Source organism: Xanthobacter cornucopiae (assembly GCF_043195065.2).
GTDB lineage: Bacteria > Pseudomonadota > Alphaproteobacteria > Rhizobiales > Xanthobacteraceae > Xanthobacter.
This window is the reverse complement of record NZ_CM195531.1, coordinates 1,510,365-1,533,048: the sequence shown is the minus strand read 5'-3', so window position 1 is coordinate 1,533,048 and position 22,684 is coordinate 1,510,365. Positions and strand designations below refer to the sequence as shown.

16 protein-coding genes are annotated in these 22,684 nt (G+C 67.8%); 9 read left to right on the top strand and 7 right to left on the bottom strand.

Annotation, left to right across the window (positions count from 1 at the left end):
• The first annotated feature begins 18 nt into the window (after nucleotides 1–18).
• Complete coding sequence (locus V5F53_RS06900; protein WP_393996694.1) at nucleotides 19–1,689, top strand: methyl-accepting chemotaxis protein; 1,671 nt, start codon at nucleotides 19–21, stop codon at nucleotides 1,687–1,689.
• Between the two features lie 108 nt (nucleotides 1,690–1,797).
• Here the strand turns inward: V5F53_RS06900 and V5F53_RS06895 are convergent, their stop codons facing one another.
• On the bottom strand, nucleotides 1,798–2,274 hold the full coding sequence (locus tag V5F53_RS06895) for a J domain-containing protein (protein ID WP_393996695.1): 477 nt from the start codon (nucleotides 2,272–2,274) through the stop codon (nucleotides 1,798–1,800).
• A gap of 353 nt (nucleotides 2,275–2,627) precedes the next feature.
• On the opposite strand from V5F53_RS06895, the gene V5F53_RS06890 reads away from it, so the two are divergent.
• Entirely contained in the window at nucleotides 2,628–3,119 is a 492-nt protein-coding gene (locus V5F53_RS06890; RefSeq protein ID WP_393996696.1) for an invasion associated locus B family protein, read from the top strand.
• Nucleotides 3,120–3,270: 151 nt separating this feature from the next.
• On the opposite strand, the gene V5F53_RS06885 is transcribed toward V5F53_RS06890, so the two are convergent.
• A complete protein-coding gene (locus V5F53_RS06885) occupies nucleotides 3,271–4,260 on the bottom strand; it encodes a LysR family transcriptional regulator (RefSeq protein WP_393996697.1) in 990 nt (329 codons plus the stop codon).
• A 180-nt stretch (nucleotides 4,261–4,440) separates the two neighbouring features.
• On the opposite strand from V5F53_RS06885, the gene V5F53_RS06880 reads away from it, so the two are divergent.
• From V5F53_RS06880 to V5F53_RS06870, 3 genes are all read left to right on the top strand, one after another.
• Complete coding sequence (locus V5F53_RS06880) at nucleotides 4,441–5,265, top strand: alpha/beta hydrolase (RefSeq protein ID WP_393996698.1); 825 nt, start codon at nucleotides 4,441–4,443, stop codon at nucleotides 5,263–5,265.
• Nucleotides 5,266–5,340: 75 nt separating this feature from the next.
• Complete coding sequence (locus tag V5F53_RS06875) at nucleotides 5,341–6,600, top strand: efflux RND transporter periplasmic adaptor subunit (protein ID WP_393996699.1); 1,260 nt, start codon at nucleotides 5,341–5,343, stop codon at nucleotides 6,598–6,600.
• 75 nt (nucleotides 6,601–6,675) lie between these two features.
• On the top strand, nucleotides 6,676–9,876 hold the full coding sequence (locus tag V5F53_RS06870; RefSeq protein WP_393996700.1) for an efflux RND transporter permease subunit: 3,201 nt from the start codon (nucleotides 6,676–6,678) through the stop codon (nucleotides 9,874–9,876).
• Between the two features lie 57 nt (nucleotides 9,877–9,933).
• Here V5F53_RS06870 and V5F53_RS06865 read toward each other — a convergent pair whose 3' ends face one another.
• On the bottom strand, nucleotides 9,934–11,346 hold the full coding sequence (locus V5F53_RS06865; protein ID WP_393996701.1) for an aminotransferase-like domain-containing protein: 1,413 nt from the start codon (nucleotides 11,344–11,346) through the stop codon (nucleotides 9,934–9,936).
• Nucleotides 11,347–11,429: 83 nt separating this feature from the next.
• Here V5F53_RS06865 and V5F53_RS06860 point away from each other — a divergent pair, with 83 nt between their 5' ends.
• Nucleotides 11,430–12,344, top strand: coding sequence for a DMT family transporter (locus V5F53_RS06860; protein ID WP_393996702.1), 915 nt, complete (start codon nucleotides 11,430–11,432; stop codon nucleotides 12,342–12,344).
• Between the two features lie 75 nt (nucleotides 12,345–12,419).
• Here V5F53_RS06860 and V5F53_RS06855 read toward each other — a convergent pair whose 3' ends face one another.
• The 3 genes from V5F53_RS06855 to V5F53_RS06845 form a co-directional block, all read right to left on the bottom strand.
• Nucleotides 12,420–13,001, bottom strand: coding sequence for a hypothetical protein (locus tag V5F53_RS06855; RefSeq protein ID WP_393996703.1), 582 nt, complete (start codon nucleotides 12,999–13,001; stop codon nucleotides 12,420–12,422).
• Nucleotides 13,002–13,060: 59 nt separating this feature from the next.
• Nucleotides 13,061–15,817 (bottom strand): calcium-binding protein, encoded by a 2,757-nt coding sequence (locus V5F53_RS06850; RefSeq protein WP_393996704.1) that lies wholly within the window; start codon nucleotides 15,815–15,817, stop codon nucleotides 13,061–13,063.
• A 287-nt stretch (nucleotides 15,818–16,104) separates the two neighbouring features.
• On the bottom strand, nucleotides 16,105–16,929 hold the full coding sequence (locus V5F53_RS06845; RefSeq protein WP_393996705.1) for a tRNA nucleotidyltransferase/poly(A) polymerase-related protein: 825 nt from the start codon (nucleotides 16,927–16,929) through the stop codon (nucleotides 16,105–16,107).
• A gap of 574 nt (nucleotides 16,930–17,503) precedes the next feature.
• On the opposite strand from V5F53_RS06845, the gene V5F53_RS06840 reads away from it, so the two are divergent.
• The 3 genes from V5F53_RS06840 (at nucleotide 17,504) to V5F53_RS06830 (ending at nucleotide 21,291) form a co-directional block, all read left to right on the top strand.
• Nucleotides 17,504–18,544 carry a polysaccharide deacetylase family protein gene (locus tag V5F53_RS06840; RefSeq protein ID WP_393996706.1) on the top strand — a complete coding sequence of 347 codons (1,041 nt, stop codon included), beginning with the start codon at nucleotides 17,504–17,506 and terminating at the stop codon, nucleotides 18,542–18,544.
• A 635-nt stretch (nucleotides 18,545–19,179) separates the two neighbouring features.
• Complete coding sequence (locus tag V5F53_RS06835) at nucleotides 19,180–19,911, top strand: 16S rRNA (uracil(1498)-N(3))-methyltransferase (RefSeq protein ID WP_393996707.1); 732 nt, start codon at nucleotides 19,180–19,182, stop codon at nucleotides 19,909–19,911.
• 258 nt (nucleotides 19,912–20,169) lie between these two features.
• Nucleotides 20,170–21,291 carry a carboxylate-amine ligase gene (locus tag V5F53_RS06830; RefSeq protein ID WP_393996708.1) on the top strand — a complete coding sequence of 374 codons (1,122 nt, stop codon included), beginning with the start codon at nucleotides 20,170–20,172 and terminating at the stop codon, nucleotides 21,289–21,291.
• 69 nt (nucleotides 21,292–21,360) lie between these two features.
• Here V5F53_RS06830 and V5F53_RS06825 read toward each other — a convergent pair whose 3' ends face one another.
• The gene (locus tag V5F53_RS06825; protein WP_393996709.1) at nucleotides 21,361–22,209 is read right to left on the bottom strand and encodes a fumarylacetoacetate hydrolase family protein; all 849 of its coding nucleotides are present in this window, start codon (nucleotides 22,207–22,209) and stop codon (nucleotides 21,361–21,363) included.
• Between the last annotated feature and the right edge of the window lie 475 nt (nucleotides 22,210–22,684).

Sequence of the window (22,684 nt, the reverse complement as noted above, 5' to 3'; positions counted from 1 at the left end):
CAGACGATATTTGTAATTTTGATATCGACCACCCTTCTGTGCTTTTCGATCATCGCCTATCTCGGCTATTCGATGGGGCGAAGTGTTGTTCGCATCGACGATGCGGCGGACCAGGAGCGCCTGAGCGCCGACCTGGCCTTGCGCATCAAGGACGTCCAGCTCGACATCGTCCAGGTCCAGCAGTTCCTCACCGACGTTTCGGCCACCCAGGGCAAGAACGGCCTGGATGACGGCTTCAAGAAGGCGGCCACCCACGCCCAAACCTTTAACCGCAACGCCGACGCCGCTCGCGAGATCGCCCGCAAGCTGAGCCTGAAGGAGGTGGAGCGCGCGATTTCCCAGGTGGAGGCCGCCTTTTCGCCCTATTATCAGGTCGGTGAGAAGATGGCCCGCCAGTACGTGGCCGGCGGTCCCACGCTCGGCAACGTCATCATGCCGGAATTCGATACCGTGGCTGCGGCCTTGAGCGCGCAGGTGGGCGATCTGGTGCGGATCGTGGACCAGTCCGCCGATCGCTTCTCGCAGATCGCCGCCGCGCAGGTGGACGAGGCAGAGGCCCTGAGCGCGTGGCTGGACGTGGCGCAGATCGTCGGCCTCGCTGTCATCATTTCGCTCTACGGTGCCATTCTGGTGGTGGTGCGCCGGCGGGTGCTCACGCCGGTGGCGCGCCTCACCCAATCGGTGCGCGCGCTGGCGGCAGGGGTGCCCGACACTGAGGTGCCCTATCAGGCCAATGCGGACGAGATCGGCACCATCGCCCGCTCCATCATCTCCTATCGGGATTTCGTGGCCGATGGCACGGCCGAGGCGCACCGCGCGGCGGCAGAGCGTGAGCAGGCGGCCCGGCGCGAGGCGTCCGCCCGGCTCGCCGCGGCGTTTCAGAGCGAGGTCTCGGGTGTGGTGGAGGGCCTGAAGGGGGTGGCGCGGCAGGTCAGCGGGGCCTCTTCCAGCCTGCATGACATCGCCCTCCTGACCTCGTCGTTGAGCTCCGCCGCGTCGTCCGACATGGAGCATGCGAGCGGCAACGTGCAGTCCGTTGCCGGTGCCACGGAGCAGTTGACCGCATCGTCGTCCGAGATCGCCCGCCAGATCGACGGGGTCGCCCGCAAGGCCCAGTGCGCCGCCGACGACGCGCAGCGCACCTCCATCGCCATCACCGAGCTGACGACGCTGGCCAGCAACATCGGCGGCGTGATCGACACCATCCGCGGCATCGCCGACCAGACCAACCTGCTGGCGCTGAATGCGACCATCGAGGCGGCGCGCGCCGGCGACGCCGGCAAGGGCTTCGCCGTGGTGGCGGAAGAGGTGAAGAAGCTGGCCAACGAGACCGCCACCCGCACCGCCGAGATCGACCAGCGCATCGGCCGGATCCAGAGCGCCATCGGCCAGTCCGTGGATTCAGTGAAGATCATCATTCAGAACGTGGGCGACATCAACGCCGCCACCACCTCCGTCGCCGGCGCGGTGGAGGAGCAGAACGCGGCCACCGCCGAGATCGGCCGCAACATCACAGCGGCCTCCGGCGGCACCTCGCGGGTTTCCGAATCGATTCTGACGGTGCGCGAGAAGGCGGCCAATGCCAGCGACTTTTCCGGCTCGCTGCTGGAGGCCACCGGCGCCCTCGACAAGCAGATCACCCAGCTTCAGGACCAGGTCGACCACTTCCTCCGGCGCATCGCGGCCTGAGCTCAGGAGGCGGGGCCATCCCCCGTCCGGCGGCTTCCGGGCGCTCCTGCGCGGGCGGGGCGTTCCGGTCCACGGGCGGGGCGGGGGCGCAAGATCCCAGGGGGTGTCCTACGGGACGCTCGCGAACGGCCGGAGCAGGGCATCGCGGGCTTCGGCGATGCGCCGGTAGTGTTCGGAGCTGCCGCCGACGTCGGGATGGGCGGTCTTGGCCAGGCGGCGGAATGCGGCATTGATCTGAGCGGGGTCCAGCACGACGTCTTCCGGCAGGTCCAGCACCTCGCGATGCGCGCTGTCGTCGTCGCGGCGGGCGGGCTGGAACAGGAAGGCCTGGCGCTTGCGGAAGGCTTCCCGGCGCAATTCCACCTGGTCCTCCTGCCACCGCCGCCGGGACAGGACGAGGCATTCGCCGAAGGCGATCTGGCCGTGTGTCTCGAGCTCGTCGAGATCGAACGGACCGACGATGCCATAGGGGTCCGCCAGGCAGGCCCGCCGGGCGCCCGCGTGTTCCTCGACCCGGCCGATGGCCACCATGTCGAGGATCCCCAGGGACCCGTTCCAGATGACCCATTCCTCTTTGTCCGTCATGCCTGGCGCCTTCAAACACGAGCCGGCGCCGCACGCCGTCCGGTTTGTGACAAAGGGCGCGCGCCTGCTGGACCTCGGAGCGCCCATGCAGGTTCGACGCCAAAGTGCAGCCCGGTGTCGGCGGCGGCGATAAATCCGCAGCCCGCCGGGGCGGCCGGGCATCCGGGGGTGGCCGGCCGGCGACGGCGAGCCGGAATCACGTTAACGTTCGGGTCAATCTGCGACAGGGCAGAAGCTGTAAAATCATGCTTCAGATCGGTGCCCATGGGAGGCGCCGGCACCCGGGCCGAGGCCGGCCGGGTCCGCTCTGTTTTCCCACCGCATCTTGTTCAAACAGCTTGAAAGCCCAGACGATGCACCCACGCACCCTTGTTCTGCTCGCGACCCTTCTCGGCGCCGTCAGCCCGGCGGCGGCGGAGGGCGAGAAGGCCCCGGTCTATACCGCCACCGGCTGGCGGCTCGAATGCACCAACGGGGCCAAGGGCGTCGATTGCCAGGTTGGCCAGCGGGTGGTGGTCAAGGACTCCGGGCAGTTGGTGGCGATGGTGGCGGCCCGGGTGCCGGCGGATACGCGCAAGCCGGTGCTGGTGTCGCAGATTCCCCTGGGCATCCTGGTCAGCCAGCCGGTGGTGCTGAAGGTGGATGGCCAGAACGCGGTCAACCTGGCGGTGGAAACCTGTCGTCCCGAGGGCTGCTTCGCCAATGCGCCCTTGCCCGACGCCTTCGCCACCGCGACCCGCACCGGCAAGGAGCTGAACCTGTCGTTCAAGGGCGTGGACGGGCAGACCGTGAACATGAACCTGCCGCTGGAGGGGTTCGCCGCAGTCTATGCCAAGGCGAAGTGAGGCCCGGGCCGGACGCCCCGGCCCCGGCCCCGGTCCCGGTCCCGGGCGGGGCATCCCGCGAAGCGGACACCGCTTCGCGTGAAGACAAGGCGCAGGCGCAAGGTCTGGAGCGGCGTCCACGCGCCCGCCGGGCGCCCGCGCGAAAAACGTCCTAGCCGGCGCTGAGGGCGCCCTCGGGATCGGCGGCGGCGGGCTCGGCCGCCGCCGCGCAGGCCGCAAGGTCGGCGCTGGCGCGGAAGACGAGGTCGTCCTGCGCCAGCAGGTCCGCCAGCCAGTCCACGAACACCCGCACCTTGTTGCTCAGATGACGGTTGGGCGGGTACACGATGTGCAGGGGCTTGGGGGCCGTGCACCAGTCGAGCAGGATCGGCACCAGCCGCCCGTCGGTGATCGCCTCGCGGGCCATGAAGGTGGGCAGCTGGACGATGCCGAGCCCCGCCAGCGCCGCCGCCAGATAGCCCATGCCGTCATTGAGCGAGACCACGTAGCGGCCGGCGATCTCGATGGCCTCCGACCGGTTCTGGTAGATCAGCGGCAGCACCCGGCTGCCGGCCGCCGGGCGATAGGCGACGATGTGGTGGCCGCGCTCCAGGTCGCGGGGGTGCTGGGGCGTGCCCGCCCGCGCGAAATAGCCGGGCGTCGCACAGGTGATGACCCGCATGTCGCCGATGCGCCGGGCGATCAGGCTCTGGTCCTGGATTTCGCCGGCCCGGACCGCGCAGTCGAGGTTTTCCGCCAGCAGGTCGGCGGGCCGGTCGCTCAGGCCGAGGTCGAGCTGGATGTCGGGGTAGCGCGCGTGAAAGGCCGGCAGCGCCGGGATGATGACCGAGGTGGCCAGGGCCGAACTGCAGTCCACCCGCAGCCGGCCGCTGGGCCGCGCCTGGGCCAGCGCCATGCCGGCGTCGAGCTCGTCCAGCTCGGACAGCAGGCGTTGCGCCCGCTCGTAATAGGCCGCCCCGTCCAGCGTCACCGTCACCCGCCGGGTGGTGCGGTGGAGGAGCCGCGCGCGCAGGTGCGTTTCCAGTTGCTGGATCAGCTTGGTCACGGTCGGCTTCGGCATCTCCAGCAGGTCGGCGGCGCGGGTGAAGGTGCCGGCCTCCACCACCCGGACGAAGGCGCGCATGGCGGCGAGCTGGTCCACGGCGACACTCCCGATATTGTTTCCTTGGGTGAATAATGAATAAGCCGTCTGGCTATTTATTCCCACCCGCGCATCAGTATGTTTTGACGCAACGCACCATCACGCACAAGGCCGGACGGCGGACGCCGAAGGCCGGCAAGACAGGGCAGGAGGCCGGTGCCTTCGGCCGGAGGCACCGTCATGAGCACCATCCGCGCGCCGCGCTCCTCCGTCACATGGAGGGTCGAAAGCCTCCAGGACGGCGAGACGCGCTTCGCCGGCCGGCTCTACAGCCCGCCTGAAGAGGCACGGAACACCGCGCTGGTGCTGCATCTGCACGGCGGTACCTTCAATTCCGGCTCACCTGCCGCCGGCGAGGCGGTCGCCCACGCGCTGGCCGGGGCCGGAGCCACGGTCTTCTCGCTCGCCTATCCGCTGGCGCCGCGGCATCGTTTTCCGCAGGCGCTGGAAATGATCTATGCGGCGCTGGAGCTGTTTGCCAGGGGTCGCGCGCGTTTTTGCGGCCGTCGTGGCGTCCTTCATGTCGCCGGCGAGGAGGCCGGAGGCAACCTTGCGGCCGCGCTGGCGCTCATGGCGCGCGATCGCGGCGGGCCGGCGCTGGCGGGGCAGATCCTGTTCTCGCCCATGCTCGACGCGGGCTTGGCCACGGCATCGCTGCGGCAGGTCCGGGCCGGTCCCGTCGGCTGCCGCTGGGCCGATGGCTGGGCCGACTATCTGGGGACCCCAGAGAAAGCGGAGCATCCCTATGCCGCGCCGCTCCAGGCCTCGCGGCTCGCAGGCCTGCCGCCGGCGCTGCTGGTGAGCGCCGGGGACGATCCCTTGCGCGATGAGGCGGCCACTTATGCGCGGCGGCTTGCCGAAGCCGGCGTCACGGTTCGCCACCATGTGGAGGCGGGCCCCAGCCACTGGCCCAAGGCCTATGGCGATGCCCCGCGCCCGGACGCCTGCCTGTGCCGGGTCGGCGGGGAGATCGCCGCCTTCTACGCGCTGACCGCGCCACCCTAGGTTTCGATCGGGCTGGAGCTCCTTCGCTCCGGTCCGCTCCTGTCCATCCTCCCGTTTCGACAAGGACCCGAACCCATGCCCCAGGGAACGACCCGTCATGGCCTGAAGGCCGCGCTCGCCGCTTCGGTCGCGCTGGCCGCCGTGTTTTCCATTAATGCCTTCGTCTCCCGCGCCCAAGGAGACGTCGTCGCCCCCCCGCCGCCGGCCGTACCGGTCTCGGTGGCCACGGTGGAGCCCCGCCAGATCGTCACCTGGGCGGAATTCTCCGGCCGGCTGGAGGCCATCGAGCGCGTGGAGGTGCGCTCGCGTGTGTCCGGCGTGGTGGAGGCCGTCCATTTCCGCGAGGGCAGCCTGGTGAAGCAGGGCGACCTTCTGATCAGCATCGATCAGGCGCCCTATCTCGCCGAGCTGGAGCGGGTGGAGGCGCAGATGCGCGCGGCCGAAGCCCGGGTCGCCCTTGCCAACGGCGAGAACGAGCGCGGGCAGCAGCTGTTCTCCAGCCGCAACCTCTCGCAGCGCGACCTCGACTCGCGCATCAACGCGCTGCGCGAGGCGCAGGCCAACCTGCACGCCGCCGAGGCGGCCCTGCGGACCGCCCGCCTCAATCTCGACTATACCGAGATCCGCGCCCCCATAAGCGGACGGGTGGGGCGGCTCGAGGTCACCACCGGCAATCTTGTAACCGCCGGCGCCGGTGCCCCGGTGCTCACCAGCCTGCTCTCGGTCGATCCCATCTATGCCGCGTTCAATGCCGACGAGCGCAGCCTGCTGGATGCCCTCGCCTCGCTGCCGGCCGACGATCCCGCGCTCGATCCGATTCCGGTGCGGATCACCACCGCCACCGCCGAGGCGGCGCGCCACCAGGGCCGGCTCCACTTCGTCGACAATGGCATCGAGGCCGCCAGCGGCACGGTGCGGGTCCGGGCGCTGCTGGACAATCCCGGCGGCAAGCTGATGCCGGGCCAGTTCGTGCGGGTGGAGATGGGCCAGGCGCGGGCCGAGCCGAAGCTCGTCATCAACGAGCGCGCGGTGGGTACGGACCAGAACAAGAAGTTCGTCTTCGTGGTGGGCGCCGACGACAAGGCCGCCTGGCGCGAGATCACCCTCGGCCCCGCCCATGACGGGCTGCGGGTCGTCACCTCCGGGCTGGCGCCCGGCGAGCGCATCGTCGTCAACGGCCTGCAGCGGGTGCGCCCGGGCGCCAGCCTCGCGCCCGAGCCGGTGCCCATGGGCGAGAAGACAGAGCTGCGGCGCGCCGAGGCGGCGGGAGCCGCGACCGGCCGGATCGAGACCGCCCGCAGCGAACAGGCCACATCCGACACGCAGACGCGCTGAGCGTCGGCGATCCAACCCAGCCGGAGCCCGGCGGGCGATGACCCGCCGGCGCGCCGCGCAGCAGGGGGCGCAGCCATGAATCTTTCGAAATTCTTCATCGACCGGCCAATCTTCGCCGCCGTGCTGTCGGTGCTCATCCTCCTCGCCGGCCTGCTGGCGCTGCGGGTGCTGCCGATCTCGGAATATCCCGATGTCGCCCCGCCCACCGTGGTGGTGCGCGCGCAGTATCCCGGTGCCAGCCCCCGCGTCATCGCCGAGACCGTCGCCACCCCCATCGAGGAGCAGATCAACGGCGTCGAGGGCATGCTCTACATGTCGAGCCAGGCCACCACCGACGGGCTGATGACCCTCAACGTCACCTTCAAGCTCGGGACCGACCCCGACAAGGCGCAGCAGCTGGTTCAGAACCGTGTCTCTCAGGCCGAGCCGCGCCTGCCGGAAGAGGTGCGCCGGCTCGGCGTCACCACCATCAAGAGCGCGCCGGACCTGACCATGGTGGTGCACATCACCTCGCCGAACGGCCGCTACGACATGACCTATCTGCGCAATTACGCGGTGCTCAACGTCAAGGACCGGCTGGCCCGCATCGATGGCGTGGGGCAGGTGCAATTGTTCGGCTCCGGCGACTACGCCATGCGGGTCTGGCTCGATCCGCAGAAGGTGGCGGAGCACGGCCTGTCCGCCGCCGACGTGGTGCGCGAGATCCGCGCCCAGAACGTGCAGGCGGCGGCCGGCGTCATCGGCGCCTCGCCCAACGCCGCGGGGCTCGATCTCCAGCTTTCGGTGAACGCGCAGGGGCGGCTGCAGGACGAGGAGGAATTCGGCGACATCATCGTGAAGACCGGCGCCGACGGCGCCGTGACGCGCCTGCGCGACCTCGCCCGCATCGAGCTCGGCGCCGCCGACTACGCCCTGCGCTCGCTGCTCGACAACAAGCCGGCGGTGGCGGTGCCGGTGTTCCAGGCGCCGGGGTCCAACGCCATCGCCATCGCCGACGAGGTGCAGCGGGTGATGGCTGAGATCAAGCAGAACATGCCCGAGGGCGTGGACTATGCCATCGTCTACGACACCACCCAGTTCGTGCGCGCCTCCATCGCGGCGGTGGTGCACACGCTGCTGGAGGCGGTGGCGCTGGTGGTGCTGGTGGTTATCATCTTCCTGCAGACCTGGCGGGCCTCGGTCATCCCGCTGGTGGCGGTGCCGGTCTCGGTGGTCGGCACGTTCGCGGTCATGTATGTGTTCGGCTTCTCCATCAATGCCCTGACGCTGTTCGGACTGGTCCTGGCCATCGGCATCGTGGTGGACGATGCCATCGTCGTGGTGGAGAATGTGGAGCGCAACATCGAGGCGGGGCTAGCCCCGCGCGCGGCCACCTACAAGGCCATGCGCGAGGTGTCCGGGCCCATCATCGCCATTGCCTTGGTGCTGGTGGCGGTGTTCGTGCCGCTGGCCTTCATCTCCGGCCTCACCGGCCAGTTCTACCGGCAATTCGCGCTCACCATCGCCATCTCGACGGTGATCTCGGCCCTCAACTCCCTGACCCTGTCCCCGGCGCTGGCGGCGGTGCTGCTGCGGTCCCACCACGCCCCCCGCGACCGGCTGACCCGTGGCCTGGATTTCGCGTTCGGCTGGTTCTTCACCCGCTTCAACCGCCTGTTCCAATGGGGCTCGGGGGTCTATGGCGGCGGCGTGCGCCGCGCCATCTCGCATCGCGCGGTTGTGATGGTGGCCTATGTGCTGCTGCTGGCGCTCACCGGTGTGCTGTTCCGCGCCGTGCCGAGCGGCTTCGTGCCGGCCCAGGACAAGCAGTATCTGGTCGGCTTCGCCCAATTGCCCGACGCCGCCACCCTGGACCGCACCGAGGATGTCATTCGCCGCATGGGCGATATCGCCCTGCGGACGCCCGGGGTGCAGAGCGCGGTGGCCTTTCCCGGCCTGTCCATCAACGGCTTCACCAATTCATCGAACGCCGGAATCGTGTTCGTGACCCTGAAGCCGTTCGATGAGCGCCGCGACCCCGCGCTTTCGGGTGCCGCCATCGCGGCGGCCCTCAACCAGCAGTATGCGGGCATCAAGGATGCCTTCATCGCCATGTTCCCACCGCCACCGGTGGCCGGCCTCGGCACCGTGGGCGGCTTCAAGCTGGAGATCGAGGATCGCGCCGGCCTCGGCTACGCGGCCCTCGATGCCGCCACCCGCGCCTTCATGGCGAAGGCGGCGGCGGCGCCGGAGATCGCGGGCCTGTTCTCGTCCTTCCAGGTGAACGTGCCGCAGGTCTTCGCCGACATCGACCGCACCAAGGCCCGCCAGCTCGGCGTTGCCGTGCCGGATGTCTTCGACACGCTGCAAATCTATCTCGGCTCCGCTTACGTGAACGACTTCAATAGGTTCGGCCGCACCTACACGGTGCGCGCCCAGGCCGACGCGCCGTTCCGCGCCTTGCCCGAGCATATCGGCGCGCTCAAGGTGCGCTCGGCCTCGGGCGAGATGGTGCCGCTGAGCGCGGTGCTGAACATCCGCTCCGATGCCGGCCCCGAGCGGGCCATGCGCTACAACGGCTTCCTCGCTGCCGATATCACCGCCGGCCCGGCACCAGGCTTCTCCTCCGGCCAGGCCCAGGCGGCGGCGGTGCGCATTGCCGCGGAGACGCTGCCGAAGGGCTTCGCCTTCGAATGGACGGAGCTGACCTACCAGGAGATCCTGGCCGGCAATTCGGCGGTGATCGTGTTTCCCGTCGCCATCCTGCTGGTGTTCCTGGTGCTGGCGGCGCAATACGAGAGCCTGACGCTGCCCATCGCCATCCTGCTTATCATCCCCATGGGGTTGCTGGCGGCGCTGACTGGCGTGTGGCTGGCGGGCGGCGACAACAATGTGTTCACCCAGATCGGCCTCGTGGTGCTGGTGGGGCTGTCGGCCAAGAATGCCATCCTCATCGTCGAGTTCGCCCGCGAGCTGGAGATGGAAGGCCGCTCGCCGCTCAACGCCGCGATCGAGGCGAGCCGGCTGCGCCTGCGCCCGATCCTGATGACCTCGCTCGCCTTCATCATGGGCGTGGTGCCGCTGGTGACCTCCATCGGCGCCGGGGCGGAGATGCGCCAGGCCATGGGCATCGCCGTGTTCGCCGGCATGATCGGCGTCACCGCCTTCGGCATCTTCCTGACGCCGGTGTTCTATGTCCTCATGCGGCGGCTGGCGGGCAACCGGCCGCTGGCCCGGCACGACGTGCCGGATGCCGCCGCGCCGGCCGGCGCCGAGCTGCCCGCCGGGCACGGGTGAGCCGCCCGCCTTAAGGCCACCTTGAGGCTTTCGGGCCGCCGTCCCCGTGAGCGGGCGCTACCTCAGCGCCCGCTCGATCACCTCGAACAGGCGCGGATCGCTCGATTGCGCCACGTTGAAGCGCAGGAAGCCGCGCGCGCCCTGCGACAGGCTGAAGGCGTTGCCGGGCGCCAGCACCACGTCCTGTCGCAGGCATCGGCGCGCGATCTCGGCGCCATCCTGTCCGTCCGGCAGCCGGCACCACAGGAACATCCCGGCCTCCGGCACGATCCACGGCGCGATGCCGATCGCGGACAGACGCCTGACGGTGGCGGCCATGGCGTCGGCAAGGCGCGCGCGCAGGGCCTCCACATGGCGGCGATAGCCACCGTCGGTGAGCAGCGCCAGCACCAGGTCCGCCGACAGCCGCGGGCTGCCGAACTGGGTGGCGAGCTGGAGGTCGGCGAGCTTGTCGATCCACTCGGCGCGGGCGGCGATGAAGCCGCAGCGCACCGCGGCCGACAGGGTCTTCGAGAAGCTGCCCACCTGCACCACATGGGCGAGCCCGTCGAAGGCGGCCAGGCGGGGCGCGGGGGTGACCTCGAAATCCGCGAAGATGTCGTCCTCGACGATGGTGAGGCCGGCCGGTTCCGCGAGCTTGAGGATCTGGTGGGCCGTGACCGGCGAGAGGGTGGCGCCGGTGGGATTGTGGATTGCCGAATTGGTGATGTAGAGCCGTGGCCGGTAACGGGCCAGGGCCTCGGCGAAGCAGGCGACGTCCGGTCCGCTGGGCGTGAACGGCACGCCGACCACCTGCGCGCGATGGGCGCGCAGGAGCGCGTGGAAATTGAAATAGCAGGGGTCGTCGATCAGCACCGTGTCGCCGGGCTCGATCAGAAAGCGGCAGATGAGGTCGATGGCCTGGGTGCCCGAGCCGGTCAGCAGGATCTGGTCCGGCGCCGCGTGGATGTCGCGCTCTCCGAGCCGGCGGGCCAGCCGCGCGCGCAGGGGCGCGAGGCCCAGCGGCGTGGCATAGTCGGTCAGCGCCGCCGCTGGTGCCCGCGCCGCTGCGCGCAGCGCCCGGCGCAAGGCGGCGTCGGGCATCCATGACGGCGGCAGCCAGCCGCAGCCCGGCCGCAGCATCTGGTCGCCGGCATCAAGGGATTGGCGCGAGATCCACAGCGGGTCCACGTCGCGGTCGAGGCGAGGGCCGATCTCGGCGAGGGCCAGCGGTGCCAGCGGAGCCGACACATAGAAACCGGCGCCGGGGCGGGAGCGGATCACGCCTTCCGCCGCCAGCCGGTCATAGGCTTCCACCACGGTGGACACCGACACCGCCAGGGCCTCGGCGGCGCGCCGCACCGAGGGCAGGCGGGCGCCCGGGGTGAGCTGGCGCGCGGCGATCCGGGCGCGGACATGCGCCATCACCTGATCGATGCGCGTGCTGCCCGGAGGTTCCGCCACGGTCAATTGTGCTGCCCACGTATCCATAACAGTTATTTTGAATCGTATTGGACTGTCCCTGGCCCGGCAAGGGGCGCCCGCGCATAAGCGGGGGCGAAAGGGAGCCGGCGATGGACAGAATGACGGGCGGCTGGGTCAGCGGCGGGGTCGGGGTTCTCATCTTCAGCGGCTCGCTGCCGGCGACGCGCGTGGCGGTGGGCGGCTTCGATCCGGTGTTTCTGACCGGGGCGCGGGCGGTGATCGCCGGCGTGCTCGGTTTCTGCCTGCTGCTGGTGTTTCGGGCGAAGCGGCCGGCGATGCCGGATCTTCTCCTGCTGGTGGCGGTGGCGATCGGTGTCGTGGTCGGGTTTCCGCTGCTGACGGCACTGGCGCTCCAGCACATGACATCGGCGCACGCGCTGGTCTTCATCGGGCTTCTGCCCCTGGCCACCGCCGTCTTCGGCGTGCTGCGCGGCGGCGAGAGGCCGCGTCCGGCCTTCTGGCTCTGCGCCCTCGCCGGCGCCGGGCTGGTGGCCGGCTTTGCGTGGGCGCGGGCAGGCGGCGGGGTCGCCACGGGCGATCTGCTGATGCTCGGCGCCGTCCTGGTCTGCGGCTTCGGCTATGCGGAGGGCGGCCGGCTGTCGCGGACCCTGGGCGGCTGGCAGGTGATCTCCTGGGCGCTGGTGCTGGCGCTGCCGGTGATGCTGGCGGTGGCCGTTGTCGCCGCGCCCGCCGGATTTGCCGCGGTGCCGCTGTCGGCGTGGCTCGGCCTCGCCTATGTGGCGCTGTTCAGCATGCTGATCGGCTTCATTTTCTGGTATCGCGGCCTGGCGCTGGGGGGCATCGCCGCGGTGGGCCAGCTGCAATTGCTCCAGCCGCTGCTCGGCCTCGCGCTCGCGGCCCTGATCCTGGGGGAGGCGGTGGATGGCGCCATGCTTGCAGTCACCGTCGCCGTGGTCGCCTGCGTGGCCGGCGCCCGATCCTTCGCCGGGCCGCCCGCCCTGCCACGGTCGATCGGTCCACGGCGGGATGGTCGCGGATTGTGAGCTGTCGTCTCCACGTGCGCCATGGCTCCCGTCTCGTTCACCGGGGGCTACGGCGCGCGTGGAAGCGGCGAGGAATTACAGGATGACGCGGCTGTCGTTCAGGGTGCCGACGACGGTCAGGCTGAGGGTGAGGTCGGGGACGTTGTCGTCATCAGCGCCGGCCTGGACCAGTTCATCGGCGCATTGCAACAGACCCGCGGTTCCGGAGGAGGCCGAACCGCCGGTATAAGCGAAGGCTCTGACGGCACCGCCGCTGATGGTGTTGTCGGTGATCGCCGACAGGTTGATGCGATCATTGCTCACGGCAGACAAGTCGGTGATCGTGTGATGGATGCGTGTCGAAGGGGCCGCGTCGTCTCGACGGGTAAGCGGTTCAATGCGGGCTGGTCTGTTCCGGATCGTGCCGGAGCAGTCTTCGCGCCGGCTGGGATAGAGGCACCGTGAGGCAGCGATTTCGCCGCGCGAGAGGCTGGCGGCCAGGGGGGGATGCGCTTCGCGCACGGTCTGCCTGCCCGAGGACGAACCGCTGCCGCGTGTGGACGATGGCTCGCGGTGAGCGCGTTTCGGTCTGGCTTCTGCGCGAGGAGCGACGGTCTGCGATTGCCGGTCCTGCGCGTCGTGGTCCCCGCCGGTGCGCACGGCGGATCTTGATTTCACATCCGCCTTCCCCGGCCTTCGGCCCGGGAGAGGCGGGTGTCGTCAAATGTTGGGTGACCTCACAAGATAAGGCTGCTTGAGCTCAGGGTATCGACGCCGGTCAGCTGCAGGGTCAGGTCGGCGATCATGTCACCGTTGGTGTCGGCCTGGAGCAGTCCGCTGGCGAACCGCAATTCGCCCGCCACGCCCGAGAAGGCCACGTCGTTGATATAAATGAAAGTATCGGTGGCGCCGTCGCTGATGGCAGCCAGGTCGATCCCGGACAGGTCGATGAAATCATTCTCTGAAGCCGAGAAATCGACGATCGTGTCATAGCCCCGTATCGAGAGCGCCGAGTCACTATAGATGAAGATATCTGCGCCCGCGCCGCCTACGAGGGTATCGGCACCGGCGCCACCTTCGAGGCGGTCGCTGCCGGTAAGACCGTGGAGCGTATCGTTGCCACCGCCACCCCGCAATGTGTCGTTTCCCGTGTCGCCAGCCATGGAGTTGGCGAGGTCGTTTCCGATGCCGGTGAAGTCGCCGATGCCGGTAAACAGCAGGCCCTCCACGTTGGCGGACAGGGAGTAGCTCGACGTGGTCGTGCGTACGATATCGCTGCCTTCATCCAGGTTTTCGATCACCACATCGTTTGTGGTATCGACATAATAGACGTCGTTGCCGGCACCGCCGATCAAGGTGTCGTCGCCGTCTTTGCCATAGAGGTTATCGTTGCCTGCGCCGCCGTCGAGCGTGTCGTTGCCCGCGCCACCGGCGATGGCGTTGGCAAGGTCGTTTCCGGTGCCGGCGAAGTCACCGGTGCCGATGAACAGCAGGTTCTCCACGTTGGCGGACAGGGCATAGGACGACGCAGTCGCGCGTACGATGTCGCTGCCCTCGTCGGCGTTTTCGATTATCGCGTCGTCGGAGGCGTCGACATGATAGATGTCGTTGCCGGAGCCACCGATCAAGGTGTCGTTGCCGCCCTGGCCGTAGAGGATATCGTTACCTGCGCCGCCGTCGAGCGTGTCGTTGCCTGCGCCACCGGCGATGGCGTTGGCGAGCTCGTTTCCGGTGCCGGCGAAGTCACCGGTGCCGGTGAACAGCAGGTGCTCCACATTGGCGGACAGGGTGTAGTTCGACGCGGTGGCGCGTACGATGTCACTGCCCTCATCGGCATTTTCAAGTATCACGTCGTCGGAAGTGTCGACATGATAGGTGTCGCGGCCGGAGCCGCCGATCAAGGTGTCGCTGCCGCCCTGGCCGTAGAGGATATCGTTACCTGCTCCACCGTCGAGCGTGTCGTTGCCCGCGCCACCGGCGATGGCGTTGGCGAGGTTGTTTCCGGTGCCGGCGAAGTCGCCGGTGCCGGTGAACAGCAGGTTCTCCACATTGGCGGACAGGACATAGGACGACGCAGTCGCGAGTACGATGTCGCTGCCCTCGTCGGCGTTTTCGATTATCGCGTCGTCGGAGGCGTCGACCTCATAGGTGTCGTTGCCGGTCCCGCCTCTAAGGTCATCGTTGCCGGTGCCGCCGATGAGGGTGTCGTTGCCGCCGCGGCTGGCCAAGCTGTCGCGTCCATCGCCACCGATGAGGGTGTCGTTGCCATCGTTGCTCATGATAGTATTATCGACAGAATTGCCAACGCCGATGAAGGAGCCTGAGCCTAAATAGTCCAACCTCTCGACGTTGTCGGAGAGCTTGAAGATCCCAAGCCGACATTGGACGCTGTCATAGCCTTCGTTCGCAGCCTCGACGATGCTCGCGTTCGATGTCCGCAGTATATAGCGGTCGTTGCCAGTGCCACCAACGAGCTGGTCACTGACGCCGGAGCTGTTGAGCTCGTCATTGCCAGAGCCACCAATGAGGGTATTGCTGTCCGCACCGCCATTGATGATGTTGTCGAGGGCGTTGCCGACGCCGACGAAGTAGGAGGACCCCAAATAGGTGAGATTTTCGATGTTTTCGCTCAGCCTGTAGCTGGTGGACGTCGCGTAGACGATGTCGGTGCCTTCGTTCGCGAACTCGGAGATAATGTCGTCGGCCGTATCGACGTTATAGCTGTCGTTGCCGGTGCCACCGAAAAGCGTGTCGTTATCGGCGCCGCCATCAAGGCGGTCGTTACCTGCGCCGCCGCGGACCAAATCGTTTCCGGAACCAGCTAAAATTGTGTCATTTCCATCACCTCCGTCAATTTCATCTGCTCCGTCGCCACCGCTAAATTGATCGGCTCCTGCATAGCCGTACAATGTGTCGTTTCCTGTGTTTCCATAAATTTCATTATCTATACTATTTCCTTTTCCGACAAAATTTCCGATCCCTGTATATTTTAATACTTCTACATTATCTGGGAGTGTGTAATCTAAAATTGTTGTATTAACTGTATCTGTTCCTTCGTTCGGAAGTTCGGTTACAACATCTCCAGACGAATCCACGCCATAGGTGTCATTGCCGCTACCGCCGAGCATGGTGTCATTGCCGATGCCGCCAACGAGACGGTCGTTGCCGCCTAGGGCCTGAATCGTGTCGTTTCCGGATAAGCCGTTGTAGTCATCATTGCCTTCGGTCCCGGTCCAAACGTCGTCGCCCGCTGTCCCAACGATTATCGCCATGTCCTGCTCCCGCTTCGCTTGCGCGACAAGCCCCCACCGATCCCGCATACCACTCGCGCGCAACACGTCTCTCGTGTTCCGCTTTTTGCGCGTGCCGTATTGAAAAACTCGTTTTGAGTGTGCCACGCCAAATCTGGCACTTGCGTTGAGGAAGATCATTTCCTCGGGGCTGCGAGCGGTTGAAACGTGTTGGAGTCCTGTTTTCTTCGGCGTGGCGAACAACAGACGTGCTCCGCTGGCGCGCGGACGAGCCGTCGTTCATTTGAGTGAGCGGTTCTTTCGTCGGTCTTTTAGGTATTAAAATACCATAAAATGAGCCGTCCCAGCGGTGACGCAGCGCTGATGTCGGCGCCGGAACCGCGTGACGCGACCGAGGTCGCCAAGCAGGGAATGCACTTGCCCGCGCTCGCGACCGCACCGTGTCTGCAGAAGGAGACGAGCTTGCCGCGCCGCGTCGCCCGATGGGTGTCGTCGCCCGTCATCCCCCGCAGGCGGCAACGTCGGTCAGGTCAGCTGACGTCGTCGGACCAGCGCTGGGAGCGGAACGCCCGGGCGATGGCGCCGGCGCGCGCGGTCATCAACTCGTCCGTGGTGTCGAAATCGCGGTCGCCGAGGTCATCACAGGCGGCACGCGCCTTCTTCAGCAGCTCGGCCTTGGGATAGACCGCCTCGGACCGCCCGCCATGGCCGAAATAATCGCAATGGGCGACGCTCATCAGCAGCGCGAAGCGGCCGGGATCGGAAAAGGCGCCGAGCCGCTCCAGCATCGCCGCCACCGGGCCGGCGCGCACCTCCGAGGTGCGGTGCACGCGCTCGCACTCCTTCAGGGCCAGCAGCGCCAGATCGCGGCAGGCCGGCGCCACGTGGAAGCGGTCGGCGATGGCGGAGATGCGCGGCGCGCCGCGCTCCATATGGCGGTAGTGGGCGGGGAGGTGCTCACGCGGGGAATCGGACTTGCCCACATTCATGGTGAGCAGGGCGAAGCGCACCTCCAGCGGGGCGTTCAGGCGCGCCGCCTCGTCGAGCGAGCGCAGCAGCAGGTCCCCCAGGTCCACCTCGCCGGGATCGTCGGCGATCTGCGGCACCCCGAACAGGGCATGGACTTCCGGCAGCACGATTTCCAGCACGCCGCACGCCCGAAGCGCCCGCAACATGGCGGACGGCTGCGCGCCCATGAGACCCTGGGCCAGTTCCTGCCACATCTCTTCAGGCGCAAGCCGGTCCAGCGCGCCGATTTCCATCTGCTCGAACATGGCGTCGAGCGTATCATCGTCCGCCTCGGCGCCATCCGAGAGAAGGGCGGCGAAGCGCAGCAGGCCAAGTCCCGGGTGCATCTGCACCAGGCCTGACGGAAGGGGGGGGTGTTCGCGAGCCATCCCTGAAGTGGACCACCGGAGCACGCCGGAGCGCAAGACAAGAGTCGGCGGCAGGGAGAAATCGTCGTCCGGCGGGCCAAATGGCTGGCTTTTCCGCCGGCGAGTCGCGTCGAGTTGCTGCGGCCAGTCTGAGTTGGAGGTATCATAGTAAGATTGGTGTGACGTGCCTGCAACGCATTCATGCCGATTGCGCCGATCGCGTGGCGGCGACAGGGCGTGCCCGGGCCGGTGCCGAGGCGCCGTGACATGGCGTTTCCTCAGGTCGTGCCAGGGGCTGCGCGGTTGCGTCGAGGCGCGATTGCCGCCGCCGCTGCGGTGCGCGGGCGGCCGCAGTTCATAATTTGTCCATAAAAGCAGGTCGAGAGTGCGCTATCATTCTTGTGGAACAGTTTGGGAAGCCGGCGTCGTGAGAGCTTTTGTGGCCATGTCTGCGTTTCTGGCGTCTGGCGCGCTGGGTCTTGGTCTCGCGCTCGGCCCGATGGTGTCGTCCGCTCCGGCTGGCGATGTTTCACTCGTCCCGGCGGCTTCCGCCTTGAATTCTCTTCCGGCGGCGCCACCCCTGGTGCAGCTGGCACAGGCGGCGCCTCCGACAGGCAGCTTCGCTCCCTTCACCTCCTCGGATGCGGCCGCCAAGGCCGCCGCCGCCGTGGTCGCTGAGCCGGTGGCCGGGGCCGCGCCCGGGACGCCCACCCCCGCCGGGGGCGCAGTCTTGGCCGCGCCGTCCGCCGCGGTGGGAATGCAGGCGCCGGCCGCTGCCGGGGCCGCGTCCGGACATCGGTTTCCCGCCTACACGTCCGTGGATGTGGACGGGCCCTATATCGCCATCACGTTCGACGACGGCCCGAACCCGGAAACCACGCCGAAGCTCCTGAAGATGCTGGAGGCCCGGGGGGTGAAGGCGACCTTCTTTGTGGTCGGCACGCGGGCGTCGGAAAATCCCGATCTGCTGCGGCGCATGGTGGCCGAAGGACATGAGGTCGGCAACCACTCCTGGAATCATCCGCAGTTGCCGAAGGTCAGCGTGGCGGAGGCGGACCGTCAGGTCGCCGACACCTCGGCCGCGATCCGCGCCGCCATCGGCAAGGATCCCCTCTATATCCGTCCGCCCTATGGGGCCATGACGTCGGCGCTGCGCAAGCACATCGAGGACAAGTTCGGGCTCGCCATGGTCTATTGGTCGGCGGATTCCCTCGACTGGAAGAACCGCGACGCCCAGGCCATCTATGACAAGGTCATGGCGCAGACCCGGGCCGGCGGCATCATCTTGATGCACGATATCCACGCAACCACGGTGGCGGCGGTGCCGCGCGTGCTCGATGCCCTGCTGGCGAAGGGGTACAAGTTCGTGACCGTGTCCGACCTTATCGCCATGCACAAGCCGGCTCCGGCCAAGGAGGTGGCGGCCCTCGCCCCCCCGGTGGTGCGCAAGAAGCCGAAGCCGGCGGCGACGGCCAATGCTCCCAAGCCTGTGAAGCCGGTGGCGGCCTCGGCGTCGAACGACCCGGTGGCCCCGCGCCCGGCGGCGGCGGTGAAGCGGGGCACCCCGCCATCGAGCAACTCCAGCCTGTTCTGAGCGCTCCGCCCGGGTCTTGGTGCCCGGGCTGCGGCGCGTGCGGGAGGGGCTTTTGGAGCATGCGCGCTGGGCTTTTGCCGCGCGCACAGCCCAGCCGTGTGAGATCGAAGGTCACGGCGCCTGCCATTCCGCCGGCAGGGGCGGGACGTTGCCGCTCCAATGCCGGCGGAAGTGGTGTCGCTCGGCCGGCTCCCGGCGGAGTGGTGAGCGCGTGTTCGGCCCTCCCTCTCCGGGAGCGTCGGGGCACGGCGCCCCCTGGCGATCCGATGATCGATTATTATGGCGTGAAACGCATCGGCAGGCATCCCCTGTTCGGGGGATGTCCGCAGGTGCCGAAATAGGGCATTTCAAGAGGGCCGGTCAGGCGCTGTGGGTGCTGGTGGGGCTCCAACACCTGCTTTGATGCACTGCGGGCGGCCCAGCATCCTGGCGTCACCCGCAGTGCCTCGAAAGCCCCCGGCCGGTGCCATCAGCGCCATGTGGCGCCTGAAAGCCCCCTGAAGGCTCTGGCTGGGGCAAGGGCCCGATGCCATTGCGCCGCGTGGCCTGACATTTCCCGTTTCCGCATTACCGCCATGGGGCCCTTGTCATCGTCGCGAGCCCGTGCTTCGCCTCGGGGCGAGAAAGGACGCCCCATGCCCGACCATGATTTCAATGCCCAGCGCCTGTGCGTCAGCGACGATCTGTTCGAGGGCGCCGTGGTGACGCTGCCGGCCGAACAGGCCCATTATGTGGCCAATGTCATCCGTCTCGCGGTTGGGGGCGACCTGCTCCTGTTCAACGGGCGGGATGGCGAGTGGCGTGGGCAGAGGGTGGCGGCGGGCAAGCGCGATGTGAAGCTCGGCGTGTCGGCGCGAATCCGGCCGCAGCCGGCACCGCTCACCGTGGAATACGCATTCGCCCCCCTGAAGCACGCGCGCCTGGACTACATGGTCCAGAAGGCGGTCGAGATGGGCGCCGGCATCCTGTCGCCGGTCATCACCCGCTACACCCAGGTTTCGCGCGTGAATTTGGAACGTATGGCAGCCAATGCCGTTGAAGCTGCGGAGCAGTGCGGAATCCTGACCCTGCCCCAGGTCAATCCGCCACGTGGTCTGGCCGAATGGGTGGCCAGCTTGCCGAGCGACAGGGTCCTGGCCTTCTGTGACGAAGCGGCGGCGGCGACCGATCCCGTCGCCGCGCTGCGACAGGCGCCGGCGGGGCCGGTGAGCATTCTGGTCGGGCCGGAAGGTGGGTTCGCTCCGGAGGAGCGCGCCATGCTGCTGCCGCGCGCGGTCACGCTTTGCCTTGGGCCGCGGATCCTGCGTGCCGATACGGCGGCGGTGGCGGCGCTGGCGCTGGTGGAGGCGGCGCGTGGCGCCATATAGTTTTGATTTTCATTCTCAGCAAACAATGAGGTTGTTTTAGAAGTTATTCCAATGTGTCTTCTGGTTGCGGTGCACATTCAAGTGTTCTGGCGTTTTGCGCGGCCTTATTTTGCATTGCACTCATGATAATGAGCGCTGCTCTCCATAAAAAGGTGAGGCGCGCCGTATTTTCGACCGATTTTCCGGCAGTCTGTCGGTGCTCTTGAAGGATCTGGTCGTTTCGGTGCGTTGTTTCATTATAATTTTTTGGAGGAGACGATGCCGCAGAGATACCGGTTCGGGATCGAGGAGGAGTTCTTCGTCGTGGATGCCGCCACCAAGGCGGTGCAGCGGCGCATGCCGGCGGGCTTCTTCGAGGAGCTGAAGGAGGAGCTGGGCGCCTCGGTCACCGTGGAACTGCTGCAGTCCCAGATCGAGATCGCGACCCAGCCGGCCACGGCGTCCGACGGCGCGCGGGACGAATTGCGCCAGCTGCGGCGGGCCGTGGGCGGGGTGGCGGCGCGGCATGGCCTGGGCTTCATCGCCGCCGGCACCCACCCGACCGCCAATTGGGACGGGGTGCGGGCCACCAAGGCCCATCGCTACGACAACCTCATGAATGACCTGAGGATGCTGGGCGAGCGCAACATGGTGTGCGGCCTGCATGTGCATGTGGAACTGCCGAACCCGGACGATCGCGTCGATGTCATGCGGCGGCTGGTGCCCTATGTGCCGCACTTCATCGCGCTCGCCACCTCGTCGCCGTTCTGGGCCTCGAAGCAGACCGGCCTGATGGGCTATCGCCTCGCCGCCTATGACGAGCTTCCCCGCACCGGCCTGCCGGAGATGTTCGAGAGCAACGCTGCTTACGAACGTTATGTGGACGCGCTGGTTTCGGCGCGGGCGATCTCGGATTCCAGCTATGTGTGGTGGGCGATCCGCCCCTCGCGCAAGCTGCCCACGCTGGAGCTGCGCGCGCCCGACAGCTGCACCCGTCTCGAGGACACGCTGGCCATCGCCGCCCTCTACCGGGCATTGGCGCGGTTCCTGGTGCGAAATCCCCACCATAATCGCGATGTGGACGCGGTGGATCGCGCCATCGCCGACGAGAACAAATGGCGGGCCCAGCGCTATGGCATCCACGGTTCGTTCGTGGATCTGGCGCAGCGCCGCGCGGTGGCGGTGCGCGATGCGGTGGAGGGGCTGGTGAACCTGGTGGCCGAGGACGCGGAGGCTCTCGATTGCCTCGACGCCCTCATGCACGTGCGCACCATCGCCGAGGCAGGTACCAGCGCCGATGCCCAGATCGCCGTCTACCAGGAGGCGCAGCACCGCACCGGCAACCGCTCCGAGGCGCTTAACGCAGTGAAGAGCTGGCTGGCGGAGACCACCTTGCAGTAGCCCATCGGCCGGCGACACATGCCCGCCGGCCGATGGGCGCGAGGCGTCGTCGCCCCGCGCCCCGCGCGATCAGGGGTGGGCGGGCACCACGGTCTGGCGCTGCGTGCCGAGCCCGGCGATGGACAGCGTCACCACGTCTCCCGCCTTCAGGAAGCGCGGTGGCCTGTAGCCGAGGCCGACGCCGGGCGGAGTGCCGGTGGTGATCACGTCGCCGGGGTCCAGGACCATGAACTGGCTGAGGTAGTGCACCAGGAACGGCACCCGGAAGATCATGGTGCGGGTGGAGCCGTTCTGCATGGTCTCGCCGTTCACGTCGAGCCGCATGGCGAGGTCGGCGGTGTCGCCAAGCTCGTCGGGTGTCACCAGCCAGGGGCCGAGCGGGCCGAAGCTCTCGCAGCCCTTGCCCTTGGTCCACTGGCCGGCGCGCTCCATCTGGAAGGCGCGCTCGGAGACGTCGTTGCACAGGCAATAGCCGGCAATATGGGACAAGGCGTCCTTTTCCTCCACATAGCGCGCGCGGGTGCCGATGACGAACGCCAGCTCCACTTCCCAGTCGAGCTTGGTGGAGCCCTTGGGGATGAGAATGTCGTCGTTCGGCCCGCTGATGCAGTTGGGCGCCTTGTTGAACAGCACCGGCTCGGGGGGGATGGGGTTGCCGGTCTCGGCGGCATGGTCGGCGAAGTTGAGGCCGATGGCGATGAAATTGCCCGGCTGCGGCACGCACGCGCCGAGCCGCACCCCCTCCGGCGCCAGCGGCAGGCTGTCGCTGTCGAGCGCGGCAAGACGCGCCAAGCTTGCCGGCGACAGGGCCGCGCCGCCGAGATCAGGGACGTGAGCCGAAAGGTCGCGCACCCGTCCCGCCGCATCGATCAGGCCGGGCTTCTCCGCGCCCTTCGCGCCGAAACGAACCAGTTTCATGCCAAATGCTCCTTCGCGCCGCCGGCGCCGGTCGCGCGGCTCGCGCCGCACGCTGGCCCGGGACGGGCGCCGGGTCAATGCCGGGCGCGGCGCGATGCCGACCGTCGGTGCGATGTCTGTATTCCCTTGCGTCATGCTCTGCGAGAACTGCTCCTCCTGCCGGGCGGGCCTGCATTGCCGGGACATCGCGGGCTGTCGATGGCATAGCTGGCGTCCGCCCTCCGCATTTTCCAGCCGCTGTGTGGAGAAGAGCTGTCACCTCTCAGACCAAGGACTATTAGCCGTCTCTCCTTCCGGTGCCAGATACTGCAGCCAGGGTTGCCGGGGGCCGGTTTGCGGCTATGGGGTTTCCGTTTTTCGCGGTAGCGTCATAAAAGGGAATCACGACTCCGGGTAAGTCCGTCAAGCGCCCGCGAAGGCCCGCGCAGCGGCCGGGGCTCCGGTGGGGGCAACTGGAGGGAACCTGTGGGGGTGG

Bases quoted from the DNA above. Each gene is read 5' to 3' on its own strand.
- V5F53_RS06895 (WP_393996695.1), bottom strand. From the start codon at position 2,274: ATGACGGACAAAGAGGAATGGGTCATCTGGAACGGGTCCCTGGGGATC.
- V5F53_RS06890 (WP_393996696.1), top strand. From the start codon at position 2,628: ATGCACCCACGCACCCTTGTTCTGCTCGCGACCCTTCTCGGCGCCGTC.
- V5F53_RS06880 (WP_393996698.1), top strand. From the start codon at position 4,441: ATGAGCACCATCCGCGCGCCGCGCTCCTCCGTCACATGGAGGGTCGAA.
- V5F53_RS06875 (WP_393996699.1), top strand. From the start codon at position 5,341: ATGCCCCAGGGAACGACCCGTCATGGCCTGAAGGCCGCGCTCGCCGCT.
- V5F53_RS06870 (WP_393996700.1), top strand. From the start codon at position 6,676: ATGAATCTTTCGAAATTCTTCATCGACCGGCCAATCTTCGCCGCCGTG.
- V5F53_RS06865 (WP_393996701.1), bottom strand. From the start codon at position 11,346: ATGGATACGTGGGCAGCACAATTGACCGTGGCGGAACCTCCGGGCAGC.
- V5F53_RS06860 (WP_393996702.1), top strand. From the start codon at position 11,430: ATGGACAGAATGACGGGCGGCTGGGTCAGCGGCGGGGTCGGGGTTCTC.
- V5F53_RS06845 (WP_393996705.1), bottom strand. From the start codon at position 16,929: ATGCACCCGGGACTTGGCCTGCTGCGCTTCGCCGCCCTTCTCTCGGAT.
- V5F53_RS06835 (WP_393996707.1), top strand. From the start codon at position 19,180: ATGCCCGACCATGATTTCAATGCCCAGCGCCTGTGCGTCAGCGACGAT.
- V5F53_RS06830 (WP_393996708.1), top strand. From the start codon at position 20,170: ATGCCGCAGAGATACCGGTTCGGGATCGAGGAGGAGTTCTTCGTCGTG.
- V5F53_RS06825 (WP_393996709.1), bottom strand. From the start codon at position 22,209: ATGAAACTGGTTCGTTTCGGCGCGAAGGGCGCGGAGAAGCCCGGCCTG.